The organism is Streptomyces sp. SudanB5_2050, assembly GCF_964272335.1.
Taxonomy (GTDB): Bacteria; Actinomycetota; Actinomycetes; order Streptomycetales; family Streptomycetaceae; genus Streptomyces; species Streptomyces rochei.
The window spans coordinates 1724517-1739255 of sequence record NZ_OZ186760.1; the positions used below are offsets into that span (position 1 = coordinate 1724517).

The window sequence follows — 14739 nt, forward strand, 5'->3', positions numbered from 1 at the left end:
CGACCCAGCGGTTTTCCCCGGCCCGCCCGTCGTTGCCCGGGCCCGGCCCGTCGCCTCGTACGCTGGCAGCGATGAGACGCCGCACACCTCCCCCGCCCTCACCCCTCCCCCAGCGCGACGGGATCGACGCGGTGCGCGTGCGACTGCCCGCCACCGGTTCGTGGTCCACGGTGCGGGAGCACCTGACGCAGCGGCTGTCCGGCGCGGGGCCGGGCGTCGTCGAGGGCATGTTCGAGGCCGGGGCGGTCGTGGGCGCGGACGGGCGGCCGGTGCCGGGCGACGCCCCGTACGAGCCCGGGCTGTACGTGTGGTTCCACCGGGAGCTGCCCGCCGAGGTCCCGGTGCCCTTCCCGCTTCGGACCGTGTACCGGGACGAGCACATCGTCGTCGTCGACAAGCCGCACTTCCTGGCCACCACCCCGCGCGGCGGCCACGTCACCGAGACCGCGCTCGCCCGGCTCCGCCGCGAGCTGGGCGTCCCCTCGCTCGGCGCGGCGCACCGCCTGGACCGGCTCACCGCGGGACTGGTCCTGTTCACGGTGCGTCCCGAGGAACGCGGCGCGTACCAGGGCCTGTTCCGCGACCGGCTGGTGCACAAGGCGTACGAGGCCGTCGCCCCGTACGATCCCGCGCTCGCCCTGCCCCGGACCGTGCGCAGCCGGATCGTGAAGGAGCGCGGGGTGCTGGCCGCGCGGGAGGTCGAGGGCGAGCCGAACGCCGTGAGCCGTGTCGAGCTGATCGGGCACCGCCCGGCCGACGGCCCCGGCCCCGACCGCGGGCTGGGCCGGTACCGGCTGGTCCCCCGCACCGGACAGACCCACCAACTGCGCGTCCACATGAACGCGCTGGGCCTGCCGATCCTCGGCGACCCCCTCTACCCCGAGGTCGCCCCGCCCGTGCCGGCCGGCGACTTCCGGCGCCCGCTGCAACTGCTGGCGCGGGAGCTGGCGTTCACCGATCCGGTCACGGGGCGCGAGCACCGGTTCCGCAGCACCCGGTCCCTGGAGGCCTGGGCGGCGTACGAGGACTGGGCCGCGTACGCCGCGGACGGGTCCGGCCGTCAGTAGCCGCGCCACCAGAGCAGGAAGCGCTGCCAGGCACCGCGCGGACGGGGCGGCTCCCCGGGTCCCGGCTGGGGCTGCGCCGCCGCCGGGGCCACCGGCTCCGGCGGGCGCGCCGGTACCGTCGGCTCGGGTCGCTCCTCCTGGCGGGGCAGGCCGATGTGCCAGGTGGGCCGGGGCGCCGGGGCCGGGGCGTGGCTCGGCTGCTGCCTGATGTCCTGCTGGGCCTTGGGCTCGAAGCGCACCGGCAGCTCCACCAGATGCCGGGACGCGATCGACGACCGCCACCGCAGGTCGTCCTCGTCGCAGGCGAGCTGCACATCGGGCAGCCGCATCAGCAGCGCGTCGATGCCGGCGTCGGCGATGGCGCGTCCGATGTCCTGGCCGGGGCACTCGTGCGGGCCGCCGCCGAAGGCGAGGTGGGCGCGGTTGCCCCGCATGCTCGCGTCCAGGTCGGGGCGGATGCGCGGGTCGACGTTGCCGGGCGCGATGCCGAGCAGCAGACCGTCGCCCGCGCGGATGCGCTGACCGCCCAGCTCGGTGTCCTGCTTGGCGAAGTACGCGAAGACGGTGCTGAACGGCGGCTCGTCCCACAGGGACTGCTCGACCGCCTCGAACACCGGCATCTGTCCACCGCTGAGCTGGGCGCGGAAACCCGGGTGGGTGAGCACCACGCGCAGCACGTTGCTGATGAGGTTGACGGTCGCCTCGTAGGCGGCGAGGAGGACCAGCCGCAGGTGCTCCCTGACCTCGTCGTCGGTGAGTGCGGCCGGGTGCGTGACGAGCCGGCCGGCGATGTCGTCCTCGGGACGGGCCCGGCGCTCGAGGGCGAGCCGTCCCAGGACCTCCATGAGGTAGGCGTGGCTGGCGAGCGCGGTCTCGGTGCCCTTGAGGGCGTCCCGCGCGGCTTCCACCATCCGGTCGTTGTACTCGTCGGGCATGCCCAGGAGGTGGCACATCACGCCCATCGGCAGATGCTCGGCGAACTGGCCGACGAGGTCGGCGCGGCCCTCCTCGCAGAACCTGTTGACCAGGCGCTGGGTGTAGCGCTTGATGTGGCGGCGCAGATCCCGGTAGTCGATGTCGGACATGGCGCTGGTGACCGCGCCGCGCAGCCGCTTGTGCTCGTCGCCCTCGGCGTGCGAGCAGATGGGCTGCCAGGCGATGTGCGGCATGAGCGGGTGGTCCGGCTTGACCATGCCTTCGTTGAGCGGCGTCCAGATGCGGCTGTCCCGGCAGAACTGGGCCGGGGTGCTCACCATGTGCAGGTTCTCGGCGTGGCCGAGGACCACCCAGACCGGTACGTCGTCGTGGAGCAGCGCCGGTGCCACCGGCCCGTGCTGCTCGCGCAGCGTCTCGTACAGCTCCTCCAGGTCGTCCGCCTCGTGCAGCCGGCGCAGGCCGCCGGGCCCGAGGCCGTGCGCGGGGCAGCCGGGTGGTGGTTCGAGCAGGGGCTCGCCCGTTCGGGTGGGGGCGTGGCGTTCAGGCGTCACAGTGTCGCTCCGCGAGAAAGGGGTGTGGGTCGGGGGTGGGCCGGCCTCGCCGGGTCAGGTGAGCGCGCCCTTCATGGCGAGGGAGTGCAGGAAGCGCATCAGGGTGAGCAGCACGTCTCGGCTGGAGGCGCGGCGCCGTACGTCGCAGTCGAGGATGGGGATCTCCTCGGACAGGTCGAGCGCGGTCCGCAGCTCCGCGATCGGGTAACGGGGCGCGTCGGGGAAGGAGTTGACGGCGACGACGAAGGGCACGCCGCGCTCCTCCAGGCGGCCCATGACGTCGAAGCTGACCTCCAGGCGGCGGGTGTCGACGAGCACGACCGCGCCGAGAGCCCCTTCGAACAGCCCGTTCCACAGGAACCAGAAGCGTTCCTGACCGGGTGTGCCGAAGAGGTACAGCACGAGTTCGTCGGTGATGCTGATGCGGCCGAAGTCCATGGCCACCGTGGTGGCGGTCTTGGAGGCGGAGCCGTAGTTGTCGTCGACGCCGATGCCCGCCTGGGTCATCGTCTCCTCGGTGGTCAGCGGTCTGATCTCGCTGACCGAGCCGACCATGGTGGTCTTGCCGACCCCGAAGCCGCCCACGATGACGATCTTCACGGCGGCCTCGGCCGTGTGCGGCAGCCGGTCCTCCGTCCGCGGGCCCGGGATCGTGTCAGAGCTTTTGAAGTCCATGCATCACCGCTTCGAGGAGGTTTCGGTCGGCGACCTTCTGGCGGACGATGGGGGCGCGGGCCTGCACCAGTTCCTTCGCCAGCAGGTCGGTGAGCAGCACGGTCAGCACGCTGAACGGCAGGCTCAGATAGGCCGACAGCTCGGCCGCGGACAGGGGCGCGACGCACAGCCGCAGGACGGCCGCCTGTTCCGGGGTGGCGGACACCGGAGGTTCGGCGCGGGCGACGATCAGCGTCACCAGGTCGATGTCGGCACGCTCGCCGGCCTCGTCCCCGCCGATGACGAACAGCCGCTCGGGGTTGCGGTTCTCGCCCTCCTTGGCCGGGCCGGAGGCGGGTAACGGGGCGGAGGGCTGCCCGGGGGATCGCCGCTGGCGCTGCGGAGGAGTCATACGGTCTGCCCGGTGCGCCTGGCGGGACTCGTCAGGTGGGGCCCGATCCGGGCGACCAGGTCCGCCATGCTCAGGCCCATCCGGCCGGGCTCGCAGGTGACGTCGGAGAGCACGGCGAGGTAGGCGTTGGGGCCGGCGGCCATCAGGTAGAAGTAGCCCCCGTTCATCTCGATCAGGACCATCTTCATGTCGCCGTCGCTGGTCGGGATCTCCTGGGCGACCGCGCCGGCGAGGCTCTGCAGGCCCGCGCAGGCCGCGGCGACCCGGTCGGCGGCGTCCGGGTCACCGGAGTAGCGGGCGATGCGCAGGCCGTCGGCGGACAGCACCACGATCATCTCGATGCCCGGTACACCGTCGTAGAGATCCTTGAGCATCCAGTCGAACTTGCCTTGCTGCTCGATCACTTGAGGTTCCCCTCGTCGTCGGCCGGGGCGTGGGCCGGCTCGCTGCTGCTGGACTGCTGGTGGGCCTGGGTGATGCCCGGGTGCTGCTTGAGGCCCTCCCAGAAGGCGCCGATCCAGTGACCCGGCGGGAGTTCCTCGGTCTTCTCCGGTTCGGGTTCCGGGGCGGGGGCCGGGATGCCGTTGCGGGCCCGCTCGGCGGCGAGGCGCGCCTCGCGCTCGGCGTCCTCCCGCTCCCACTTCGCCTGTTCCGCCAGGCGCTGGCTGAGCGGCATCTTGACCCGGCTGCGGCGCTGCGGAAGGCCGCCCGCCGTCCATTCGGTGACCTCCGGCACGTCGTCCTCGAAGGAGACGCCCGCCGGGATGCGCGGGCTGGTGGGACGGCGCTTCTTGGGCTTGCGCTCGGGGCCGGGCAGGGCGTCCGGGCCGGGGGTGACGATGGCGGTGGCGCCGATGCCGTGGGCGAGTCCGACGCCGGGCTCGGTGGTCAGCATCTTGCTGGGCACGATGAGGATGGCCCGGACTCCGCCGTACGCGGAGGCGCGCAGGGAGACGTCCATGCCGAACTGGGTGCACAGCCGGCCGACCACGGACAGGCCCAGGCGCGGGTGCTGGGCGAGGTCCTGCACGTCGGTGCCGCGCTTGGCGTCCTCGAGCAGGCCCTCGATGCGGGCGCGGGACTCCTCGCTGAGGCTGACCCCGGCGTCCTCGATCTCGATGCAGACGCCGCTCTGCACCTCGGTCGCGGTGACGTGCACCTTGGACCCGGGAGGCGAGTAGCGGGTGGCGTTGTCGAGGAGTTCGGCCGCGGCGTGGATGACCGGCTCCACCGCGGTCCCCTTGACGTTGACCTTGGCGATGGAGGCCAGGTTGATCCGGCCGTACTGGAGGATGCGGGACATGGCGCCGCGCAGCACGCTGTAGAGGGCGACCGGTTCGGGCCACTGGCGGCCGGGCCGGCCGCCGCCGATGACGGAGATCGAGTCGGCGAGGCGGCCGATCAGCGCGGTGCCGTGGTCGATGCGCAGCAGGTCGTCGAAGACCTCGGGGTTGCGCCCGTGGTCCTCCTCCATCTCGCGGAGTTCCTTGTTCTGCTGGTGGACGATGGCCTGGACGCGGCGGGCGATGTCGACGAAGGAGCGCTCGGCCGACTCGCGCATGGAGTCCTCGTGGTCGACGATGTCGCAGACCATCCGGATCAGCTTGCGCTGGGGTTCGCCGAGTTCGGTGTAGGAGGGGTCGACCTCGCCGATGCGCCGCATCACCTCGTGGGGCGTGTTCCCCCGGCGCATGAAGTGCAGGACGTTGGGGATGACTTCGCCGCCGAGCCGGACCATCTCCTCGTAGTGGCTCGCGGCCCGGCGCTCCAGATACGCGCTGTTACGGGCGTGCTCCTCGCGCATGACCCGCATCTCACGGCCGCGGCGCACCACTTGGGCGCCCGCGAGGCTCACCAGCAGCGTGGCGAGGGCGCCGCACAGGCCGACGGCGAGCCGGGCCGGTTCCGTCACGAGGGCGACGGCGGCCCCGGTGGCCGCGGCCATCAGTATGGCCGGCAGCAACAGCGTGCGCGCGTAGGGAAGTTCGCGGCGCCCTGGAGGGGAATCAACACTCACCATGTAGGCCCTCTGAAAACGAATCGGCGGGGATGGGGGAGCTTGCGGTGGGGTATCTCTGGGAGTTGTCGGGATGTTCGGCACGTTGGGAACAAACGCGCGATTTCACCCCAACTCGGTGCGCTGCGGGCGAGCTTAGTCCGAGCGGATCATCGCCGTGTCATATTCAGCAAGCGCCTGAAACGGGCGCGAGGACTGGAGTACCCTCGGAACATTTACACGCTCGGACACCATTCGAACACGCTTGGTAAGCGCATGCGGGCGTGCGGATCTCACTCACCGTGAGGAGGGAAAGCGAGGCGAGGCCCTCGCCCTTGCCCTGCGCCCCGACACGCTCCGACACACCGAGGCCCGGCGGTGGAACCGCCGGGCCTCGGTCTTGTCGTTCGGATCAGGTCGTAGGGACGGCGCGTGGCCGACGGGGGCCGGGCGCTAGCCCACGGACGAGTAGGCGACCACCCCGCGCAGCAGCCCCTCGACCGCCTTGCGCGCGTTCTTCGGGACCGTCGAGCCCTCGCCGGGCGCGGCCGCCGCGATCTGGCCGAGGACGTCGATGACCTGCTTGCACCAGCGCACGAAGTCGCCGGCCGGCATCTCCGCCTCGCGCAGCACCTCGTCGAGTCCCTTGCCGGAGGCCCACATGTACGCGGCCCAGGCGAAGCCGAGGTCGGGCTCGCGCTGCCCCACGCCCTCGGTCTGGCTGATCCGGAACTCCTCCTCCAGGGCGTCGAGCCGGCCCCAGATGCGGACGGTCTCGCCGAGCGCGGCCTTGGCCTTGCCCGAGGGCACCTTCGGCGCCATCGCGTCGTCGGCGGCCCGCGACTCGTACACCAGCGCCGAGACGCAGGCGGCCAGCTCGGCCGGGGACAGCCCCTCCCAGACCCCCTCGCGCAGGCACTCGCTGGCGAGCAGGTCCAGCTCCCCGTAGAGCCGCGCGAGGCGCTTGCCGTGCTCGGTGACCTCGTCGCCGCGCAGGTAGTCCATCTCCGTCAGCAGCGCCACGATCCGGTCGAAGGTGCGGGCGATGGTGTTCGTCCGGCCCTCGATGCGCCGCTCCAGCTGCGAGGTGTCGCGCAGCAGCCGGTGGTACCGCTCGGCCCAGCGGGCGTGGTCCTCGCGGTCCTCGCAGCCGTGGCAGGGGTGCGCGCGCAGCGCCTTGCGCAACCGGGCGATCTCCCGGTCGTCGGCGGCCTGGGAGCGCTTCTTGCGGGCCCGCTCCGGCGGGATGTGCCCGGCCTTGGTCCGCAGCGCGGAGGCGAGGTCGCGGCGGGACTGGGGCGAGCGCGGGTTGAAGGACTTCGGGATGCGCATCCGGTCCAGCGCCTCCACCGGCACCGGGAAGTCCATCGACGCCAGCCGCTTGACCTGGCGCTCGGCGGTCAGCACCAGCGGGCGGGGCCCGTCGTGGTGCTCGAAGCCCCGGTGGCCGTTGGACCGCCCGGCCGGCAGACCCGGGTCCAGCACCAGCGCGAGGCCCGCGTACTTGCCCGTCGGCACGTGGATGACGTCGCCGGGCTTCAGCTTCTCCAGCGCCACGGCGGCCTCGGCGCGCCGCTGGTTGGCGCCCTGCCGGGCCAGCTCCGTCTCCCGGTCCTTCAGCTCGCGGCGCAGTCGCGCGTACTCCTCGAAGTCGCCGAGGTGGCAGGTCATGGAGGCCTTGTAGCCCTCCAGCCCCTCCTCGTTGCGCTGCACCTGCCGGGAGATGCCGACGACCGACTTGTCCGCCTGGAACTGCGCGAAGGACGTCTCCAGCAGCTCCCGCGAGCGGTGCCGGCCGAACTGCTCGACCAGATTGACCGCCATGTTGTACGACGGCCGGAAGCTGGAGCGCAGCGGGTAGGTGCGGGTGCCGGCCAGGCCCGCGAGGTGCTCGGGGTTCATGCCCCGCTGCCACAGCACTACGGCGTGGCCCTCCACGTCGATGCCGCGCCGTCCCGCTCGGCCGGTGAGCTGCGTGTACTCGCCCGGGGTGATGTCGGCGTGCTGCTCCCCGTTCCACTTGACGAGCTTCTCCAGCACGACCGAGCGGGCGGGCATGTTGATGCCGAGGGCGAGGGTCTCGGTGGCGAACACGGCCTTGACCAGTCCGCGGACGAACAGCTCCTCGACGACCTCCTTGAAGGTCGGCAGCATGCCCGCGTGGTGGGCGGCGATGCCCCGCTCCAGGCCCTCCAGCCACTCGTAGTAGCCCAGGACGTGCAAATCCTCGGCGGGGATGGAGGCGGTGCGCTCCTCGACCAGGGCGCGCACCTTGTGCCGCGCCTCCTCGTCGTTGAGCCGCAGTCCCGCGTACAGGCACTGCTGGACCGCGGACTCGCAGGCGGCCCGGCTGAAGATGAAGGTGATCGCGGGCAGCAGGCCCTCGGCGTCGAGCCGCTCTATGACCTCGGGGCGGCCGGGCGTCCACATGCGCGAGCGCTGCCGGCGCTCCCGCTCCCGGTCCGCCTCACGCATGTGCCGGCCGCGCCGCCGGTCCTGGTACGACGGGCGGCTGGCCTCCAGACGGGCCATGCGTGTGAGGTCCGGGTTGACGGCCTTCTTGTGGCCCTCGCCCTCCTCGAACAGGTCGTACATCCGGCGCCCGGCCAGCACGTGCTGGAACAGCGGCACGGGCCGGTGCTCGGAGACGATCACCTGGGTGTCGCCGCGCACGGTGTCCAGCCAGTCGCCGAACTCCTCCGCGTTGGACACGGTGGCCGAGAGCGACACCAGGGTCACGGACTCGGGGAGGTGGATGATCACCTCTTCCCAGACGGCTCCGCGGAACCGGTCGGAGAGGTAGTGCACCTCGTCCATGACCACGTATCCGAGGCCGAGGAGGGTCTGCGAGCCCGCGTACAGCATGTTCCGCAGGACCTCGGTGGTCATCACGACCACCGGGGCGTCGGAGTTCACGCTGTTGTCGCCGGTGAGCAGGCCCACCCGGTCCGCGCCGTAGCGGCGGCACAGGTCGGCGTACTTCTGGTTCGACAGGGCCTTGATGGGTGTCGTGTAGAAGCACTTCTTGCCCTGCTGGAGGGCGAGGTGGACGGCGAACTCGCCGACGATCGTCTTGCCGGAGCCGGTGGGCGCGGCCACCAGCACGCCCTTGCCGGCCTCGAGCGCCTGGCAGGCCTCGATCTGGAAGGGGTCGAGGCCGAAGTCGTACATCTCGCGGAAAGAGGCGAGTGCGGTGGCCTGCTCGGCAGCGCGCCGCCGCGCTGCCGCATACCGCTCGGCCGGAGAGAGATCCTCTGTCATCGTGCTTTCGAGCGTACCGGGCCGCACTGACAACAGGACGATCATTATCGCGATCGGCTCCGCGGGGCCCGCGCCGAGGCTCCGTGAGGCCCTTGCCGGGGGCGGCGACGCGCGCCGTCACCGCCCCGGTGTGCCTCAGGTCACGTCGTCGTAGCCGTTGACCCGGTCCTTCGTGGCCTGCTCGGGCAGGGCGCGGGCGGTGGTCACGGGCTCGATCTCGCCGATGTCCTCGGGCGTGAGGTCCAGCTCGGACGCCTCGTCGTCGTCGGGCTCCAGGGCCTCGCGACGGGCCCTGCGGCGGTCGTTCAGCAGGGAGATGGTGACCGCGGCGAAGTACAGCACCCAGATCGGCCCCGCCAGCATGATCATCGTCAGGGGGTCGGTGCTCGGCGTGGCGATGGCCGCGAAGAGCGTGATGCCCATGATCATGGCGCGCCACCAGCCGAGCATCCGCTTGCCGGTCAGCACTCCGGTGAGGTTGAGCATGACCAGCAGCAGGGGAAGCTCGAAGGAGAGGCCGAAGACGATCACCATGCGGGTGACGAGGTCGAGCAGCTCGTCCAGCGGCAGCAGGTTGTCGACGTTGCTCGGCGTGAACTCGATCAGCACCTTCGCCGAGGTGGGCAGCACCGCGTAGGCGAAGTAGGCACCGACGAGGAAGAGCGGCGCACCGGTCGCGACGAACGCGTAGGCGTACTTCTTCTCGCTCTTGTGCAGGCCCGGGGCGACGAACGCCCACAGCTGGTACAGCCAGACCGGGGAGGCCAGCACGATGCCGGCCGTCAGGGACACCTTCAGGGCCAGGGTGAAGGGGCCGAGCAGACCGTTGAGGGTGATCTGCGCGCAGGGCTCCGCGCCGGACTCGGCCCGGGCCAGCTCCGCGAACGACTTGTCACAGCCGACCGACTCGAGGATCGGCTCGGTGAGGACGTTGATGATCTCCTGGTAGAAGAAGGCGGCCGCGACCGTGACCACGACGATGGCCAGCAGCGCCTTCGCGAGCCGGTTGCGGAGCTCACGAAGGTGCTCCGCGAGGGGCATCCGCCCCTCGGGGTCCCTCTCCTTGTTGCGGGCAGACTTCAGCAACCCACGTTCCCATCTCGTGCGGCGGGCCGGAGGTCACCGGCCCTGCGTCAGCGCTTGGTCGTGTCCGTCGGCTCGGTGACCGGCCGGGAGCTGGTCACGTCGCCGGGGGCGGCCTGGATGGTGCGCTGCGCCGCGGCCTGCTCGGGGCTCGGCGGGTCGGCGGGGGCGGAGTCGTCGGTCTTGCTCTCGTTCTTCATCGCCTTGGCCTCGCTCTTGAGGATGCGGGCGGACTTGCCGAGCGACCGCGCCATGTCCGGAAGCTTCTTCGCGCCGAACAGCAGGATGATGACGACGAGGATGAGAATGATCTCGGGGGCGCCGAGCCTTCCGAACATAAGTCTTTACCTTCTCACCGAGGCGGCTGGGTGGGGGTGCTGTCCGACCGGTCGGACATGCGTCCGATCGATCGTCTTGTGCAGCGATCGTAACGCTCGGGGGTAAACGTGAGGCAATCCCCGTGCGTACTCCCGTCCGCGGCCGGGCCTCGTTTTCCGGACCGCGACCAGCAGCGTACCTTCAGGGACCTGCGAGGTGACAGGGCGAAGTGCCCCAAATCGCAACTCAGAGCGCGTCCACGGCGCGGGCGGCGCTCTCGGTCGCGCGTTCCAGGTCCTCCGCGGCCCGGTTGATCCGGCGGGCCGACTCCGTCACCTGCCGTCCCAGGCGCTGGGCCTCCACGAACACCTTCACGGCGAGCACCGCGAGGACGGCGAGACCCAGGAAACCCACGGCAACCGCGAACATCGGCCAGAACATGACGCCGAGCCTAGACGGTGGAGTGCAGCCGGAGCGTCCTGACCCCGCCGCCGGTGAGCAGCTCCACGACCCGCTCCCCCGCCGGTTTGCGGACGGCGGAACCGCATTCGGGGCAGGTGAAGGAGTAGAAGGTGGTGCGGCTCGTGGCGCCGATGGCCAGGCGCAGGGCGCTCGCGGCGAGTTCGAAGCGGCCGCGGCAGTCCGGGCAGCCGGCCTTGAAGACGACCGGTGAGACACGTCTCATGCCGGCGAACGCGACCGCCGCCGTCATGCCGCCCGGCGCACCCGGCGCCCCGGACTCGCTCACAGTCCTCGCTCCTGCCTGTCGTGCGCGCGCTCGGACTCGCCCGGCCCGCGCGGTGTCCCGGCCGCCTCGACCCCGTCGTACGCCGCCAGGGCCTCGCGGGCCGCGCGGCGGGCGCTGTCGGCCAGCTCGGGCGGGGACACGATCCGGCCGTCGCGCCCCAGCCGCAGCGCCAGCCGCCGCAGGGACGCCGGGTCGGGGGTGCGCAGGCTGATGCGCAGGCCGCCGTCGGGGAGTTCGTCGGCGCTGTCGTGCGGGTAGTACTCGGCGACCCAGCGTCCGCCGGGACCGACCTCGACGACGACCTCGGGGTCCTCGGCGGCGGGCTGCACCAGCCCCTCCGACAGGTCCCGCAGCTCCACCTCGGGCGGCGCCGACGGCTCGTCCAGGATGCGGATCTCGGCGACCCGGTCCAGCCGGAAGGTGCGCCGGGCCTCGGAGCGGCGGCACCATGCCTCCACATAGGTGTGCCCGACGCTGACCAGGCGGATGGGGTCGATCTCGCGCTCGGTGACCTCGTCGCGGGCCGGCGAGTAGTAGCGGATCCACAGCCGGCGGCGCTCCGAGATCGCCCGGTCGACGTCGGCGAAGACACCGCCCTCGGACTCGAAGGTGACGGACAGGCGCGCACTGGCTCCCGCGGCTTCGCCCGCCGCGGTCTCCACCTTGGCGGTGGCCCGCAGCAGCGCCTGCCGGTCGCTCTCGCGCAGCCCGGGCAGGGTCGCGACGGCGCGGGCGGCCACCAGCAGCGCGGTCGCCTCGTCGGCGGCCAGCCGCAGCGGCTCGGCGGCGTCCGCGCCCAGGGCGGCCGGGTTGTGCCACCAGATGCGCTCGCCGTCGGTGTCGATGTCAAGGAGGTCGCCGCCGCGGAAGCTGGTGCCGCACATGGGCAGCACGTCGAGGTCGGAGACCAGCTCGTCCTCGGTGATGCCGAAGGCGCGCGCCACGTCCTCGACCCGGGCGCCGGGGCGCTCGCGCAGATACGTCACCAAGGACAGCATCCGCCGGGTCTGGTCGATGGCGTTCACGGGCCTGACCGGTTTGCCTGCCACTGTGTTGTCCGCTCCCCCTCAGCCCTTGGCCACGGCACGCAGCCGGTCCACCACGTCCGCGCGCAACTCCGCCGGCTCCAGCACCACCACGTCCGGCCCGAACTCCACCAGCCAGGCGTCCAGCCCGTGCCCGTACGGAATCTCCAACTCGTCCCAGCCGTCGCCGAGTTCCCGCACGGCGGTGGCCTTCGCCCGGAGGGGGTAACCCGCGCCCGTACGCAGGCGGATCAGCGCGGAGCGGTCGGCGGTCTCCCCCGCCCAGCTCGCGACCGTCTCACGGACGGTGACCACGTCGGGCACGGGGGCGGTGAACCGCGCCCCGCGCGAACGCACCTTGCCGGTGATCCGCGACAGCCGGAAGACCCGCTCCGCACCACGGTCGCGGTCGAACCCGGCCAGGTACCAGTGGCCGCGCCAGCACTCCAGCGCCCAGGGCTCCACATGCCGGGCCTCGGGCTGCGCGGCGTTCGCCTTGCGGTAGTCGAAGACGACCGGCCGGCGGTCGCGGCAGGCCAGCATCAGCGGCTCGAAGGCCGCCTCGTGCACCGGGATGCGGGGCTCCAGCGCGCTGTGCGGCTCGTACGGGTCGACCTCCTCGGGCAGCCCGGCCGCGCGCAGCTTCTGCAGCGCGCCGCTGGCGGCACCGGCGAGCCGGGCCTGCTGCCACACCTTGGCGGCGAGCCCCAGCGCGGCTGCCTCCTCGGCGTCCAGGGTGATCGGCGGCAGCCGGTTGCTGTCACGGCGGGCGAGATAGCCCACCTCGCCGTCCAGGCTCTCGACCGTCTCGATGACGAGCCCGAGTTCCCTCAGGTCGTCCTTGTCCCGCTCGAACATGCGGTTGAAGGAGTCGTCGGAGCCCGCCTCCAGGTAGGCCTCGATGGACTGGCGCAGCTCACGCTTGCTGAGCGGCCGCCGCGTCCCGAGCAGACACAGCGCCAGGTTCATCAGCCGCTCGGCCTTGGCAATGGCCATCGACGCCCTTCTCCCTATGGTGCTTACGACGGATGACCGTACCGCCCCGCGGTGGCGGGGCAAAAGCCGAGGGTCCATGCCCGGACGGGCATGGACCCCAGGTGACCGGGTCTGATCACTCTCCGCTCGGAGTGTGATCGGACTTCGGACGTCGATCGGGTGCGGGCCCCGCTCAGACTCCGAGAAGGTCGACCACGAAGATCAGCGTCTCGCCGGGCTTGATCGCCGGGGTCGGGCTCTGGTTGCCGTAGGCCAGGTGCGCGGGGATGGTCAGCTGGCGACGGCCGCCGACCTTCATGCCCTGCACGCCCTTGTCCCAGCCCGCGATGACGCGGCCGCCGCCGAGCGGGAAGCGGAACGGCGTACCGCGGTTCCAGCTGGCGTCGAACTCCTCGCCCGTGCTGAAGGCCACGCCCACGTAGTGGACGGTCACGGTCTGACCGGCCTCGGCAACCGGGCCGTCACCCTCCCAGATGTCCTTGATCTCGAGGTCCGCCGGGGGCTCGCCGCCCGGGAAGTCGACCTCGGGCTTGTCGATGCTCACGTGTTCAGCTCCTGCTTGTCTGCGGAAAGGCAACGGCCCAAGTCTTACATCTCCGGGACGTCACATCTTCGCGAGGATGTCCACCGAGAACACCAGCGTGGAGTCCTTCTCGATACCGCTGCCCTGCGGCGGGTTGTCGCCGTAGCCCAGGTCCGGCGGGATGACGATGAGGACCCGGCTGCCGACCTTCTTGCCGGTCAGACCCTGCGCCCACCCCTTGACGACCTGCTGCAACGAGAACGACGTCAGCTGCTTCCTGCCGTACGTCGAGTCGAACTCCTTGCCGCCGTCCCAGGTCACGCCCTTGTACTGCACGAGCACGCTGTCCTCGGCGCCCACCTCCGCGCCGTCGCCCTCCAGCACGTACTCGGCGACCAGCTTCTTCGGCGCGTCGGCCTTCGGCACCTCGATGGAGGGGGCCTTGCCGTCCGTGCCGGTACCGACCTTCGGCAGCGCCGCGTCGTCCTGGGGGACCTTCTTCCCCTGGGCCGAGCTCTTGGCGTTGAACGTGTCCCGCACGTCCACGACGAAGACCAGCGTGTCGTCGCCCTTGATACCCGCCTGCTCATTGCCCTGCTCGCCGTACCCCCAGGTGGGCGGGACGGAGAACTGGACGCGGCTGCCCGTCTTCTTGCCCGCGAGCGCGTACCGCCAGCCGTCGATGATGCTGCCCTGGGCGAGCTGGATCACCAGCGGGGTCTCGCGGTCGTAGGAGTTGTCGAAGACCTTCGCGCTCGCCCAGACCTGGCCCAGGTAGTTCGCCGAGACGAAGTCGTTCTCCGCGACGGTCCTGCCGCTGCCGGCGATGACCGTCTTCACCGCGAGATCCTTGGAGGGCTCTCCGCTGCCCTTGGCGACGGTCGGCTTCTCGTCGAACTTCGTCCCGGCCGTGATCGCGGGCAGCGGCCCGTCCACGATCTTCGGCGACGGGGCCGCCGAGGTGGCCGACGCCTCCGGCGTCGCGCTGTCGCCGGCGCTGCTCGAGCCGGAGTCTTCGTCGCCGCAGGCGGCGAGGGTGACCAGTCCGGCGGGTACGGCGATGAGGAGTGAGCGTCGGCGCACGGTGGGGGCCTCGTATCGGTGTCGGTCGGTGTTCATGTCAGGAGCGTGCGCGCAACTCTACGGCGTGAGAAGGGCACCGTACGGCT

At 71.7% G+C, this 14739-nt stretch carries 15 protein-coding genes; 1 reads left to right on the plus strand and 14 read right to left on the minus strand.

Annotated features, from left to right (window positions below; genetic code table 11):
• Positions 1-71 precede the first annotated feature (71 nt).
• Positions 72-1067 carry an RluA family pseudouridine synthase gene (locus ACFZP7_RS07640; protein ID WP_127443024.1) on the plus strand — a complete coding sequence of 332 codons (996 nt, stop codon included), beginning with the start codon at positions 72-74 and terminating at the stop codon, positions 1065-1067.
• Here ACFZP7_RS07640 and ACFZP7_RS07645 read toward each other — a convergent pair.
• From ACFZP7_RS07645 to ACFZP7_RS07710, 14 genes are all read right to left on the minus strand, one after another.
• Positions 1061-2554, minus strand: coding sequence for a cytochrome P450 (locus tag ACFZP7_RS07645; protein WP_220671075.1), 1494 nt, complete (start codon positions 2552-2554; stop codon positions 1061-1063). The two genes, ACFZP7_RS07640 and ACFZP7_RS07645, sit on opposite strands and share 7 nt — an antisense overlap.
• Positions 2555-2608: 54 nt before the next feature.
• On the minus strand, positions 2609-3229 hold the full coding sequence (locus ACFZP7_RS07650) for an ATP/GTP-binding protein (protein WP_019325210.1): 621 nt from the start codon (positions 3227-3229) through the stop codon (positions 2609-2611).
• On the minus strand, positions 3210-3620 hold the full coding sequence (locus ACFZP7_RS07655; protein WP_019325211.1) for a DUF742 domain-containing protein: 411 nt from the start codon (positions 3618-3620) through the stop codon (positions 3210-3212). Before ACFZP7_RS07655 ends, ACFZP7_RS07650 begins: the two co-directional genes overlap by 20 nt.
• Positions 3617-3994, minus strand: a complete 378-nt coding sequence (locus ACFZP7_RS07660; protein ID WP_203613347.1) for a roadblock/LC7 domain-containing protein — start codon at positions 3992-3994, stop codon at positions 3617-3619. The genes ACFZP7_RS07655 and ACFZP7_RS07660 overlap by 4 nt, the downstream gene beginning before the upstream one ends.
• Positions 3995-4020: 26 nt before the next feature.
• The gene (locus ACFZP7_RS07665; protein WP_109203266.1) at positions 4021-5640 is read right to left on the minus strand and encodes a sensor histidine kinase KdpD; all 1620 of its coding nucleotides are present in this window, start codon (positions 5638-5640) and stop codon (positions 4021-4023) included.
• 429 nt (positions 5641-6069) lie between these two features.
• Positions 6070-8922 (minus strand): RNA helicase, encoded by a 2853-nt coding sequence (locus tag ACFZP7_RS07670; RefSeq protein WP_078494835.1) that lies wholly within the window; start codon positions 8920-8922, stop codon positions 6070-6072.
• A 90-nt stretch (positions 8923-9012) separates the two neighbouring features.
• On the minus strand, positions 9013-9963 hold the full coding sequence (gene tatC / locus ACFZP7_RS07675; RefSeq protein ID WP_029393200.1) for a twin-arginine translocase subunit TatC: 951 nt from the start codon (positions 9961-9963) through the stop codon (positions 9013-9015).
• A 47-nt stretch (positions 9964-10010) separates the two neighbouring features.
• On the minus strand, positions 10011-10298 hold the full coding sequence (gene tatA / locus ACFZP7_RS07680; protein ID WP_019325217.1) for a Sec-independent protein translocase subunit TatA: 288 nt from the start codon (positions 10296-10298) through the stop codon (positions 10011-10013).
• Positions 10299-10524: 226 nt separating this feature from the next.
• Positions 10525-10719: a hypothetical protein gene (locus tag ACFZP7_RS07685; RefSeq protein ID WP_029393201.1), complete on the minus strand. Its 195-nt coding sequence runs from the start codon at positions 10717-10719 to the stop codon at positions 10525-10527.
• Between the two features lie 10 nt (positions 10720-10729).
• Positions 10730-10990, minus strand: coding sequence for a hypothetical protein (locus ACFZP7_RS07690; protein ID WP_030870814.1), 261 nt, complete (start codon positions 10988-10990; stop codon positions 10730-10732).
• Between the two features lie 32 nt (positions 10991-11022).
• Positions 11023-12075: a helix-turn-helix transcriptional regulator gene (locus ACFZP7_RS07695; RefSeq protein ID WP_385634122.1), complete on the minus strand. Its 1053-nt coding sequence runs from the start codon at positions 12073-12075 to the stop codon at positions 11023-11025.
• Between the two features lie 18 nt (positions 12076-12093).
• Positions 12094-13047, minus strand: a complete 954-nt coding sequence (locus tag ACFZP7_RS07700; protein ID WP_127432599.1) for a YafY family protein — start codon at positions 13045-13047, stop codon at positions 12094-12096.
• A 172-nt stretch (positions 13048-13219) separates the two neighbouring features.
• Complete coding sequence (locus tag ACFZP7_RS07705; protein ID WP_019325222.1) at positions 13220-13591, minus strand: FKBP-type peptidyl-prolyl cis-trans isomerase; 372 nt, start codon at positions 13589-13591, stop codon at positions 13220-13222.
• 60 nt (positions 13592-13651) lie between these two features.
• Complete coding sequence (locus ACFZP7_RS07710; protein WP_030978867.1) at positions 13652-14653, minus strand: FKBP-type peptidyl-prolyl cis-trans isomerase; 1002 nt, start codon at positions 14651-14653, stop codon at positions 13652-13654.
• Positions 14654-14739 lie beyond the last annotated feature (86 nt).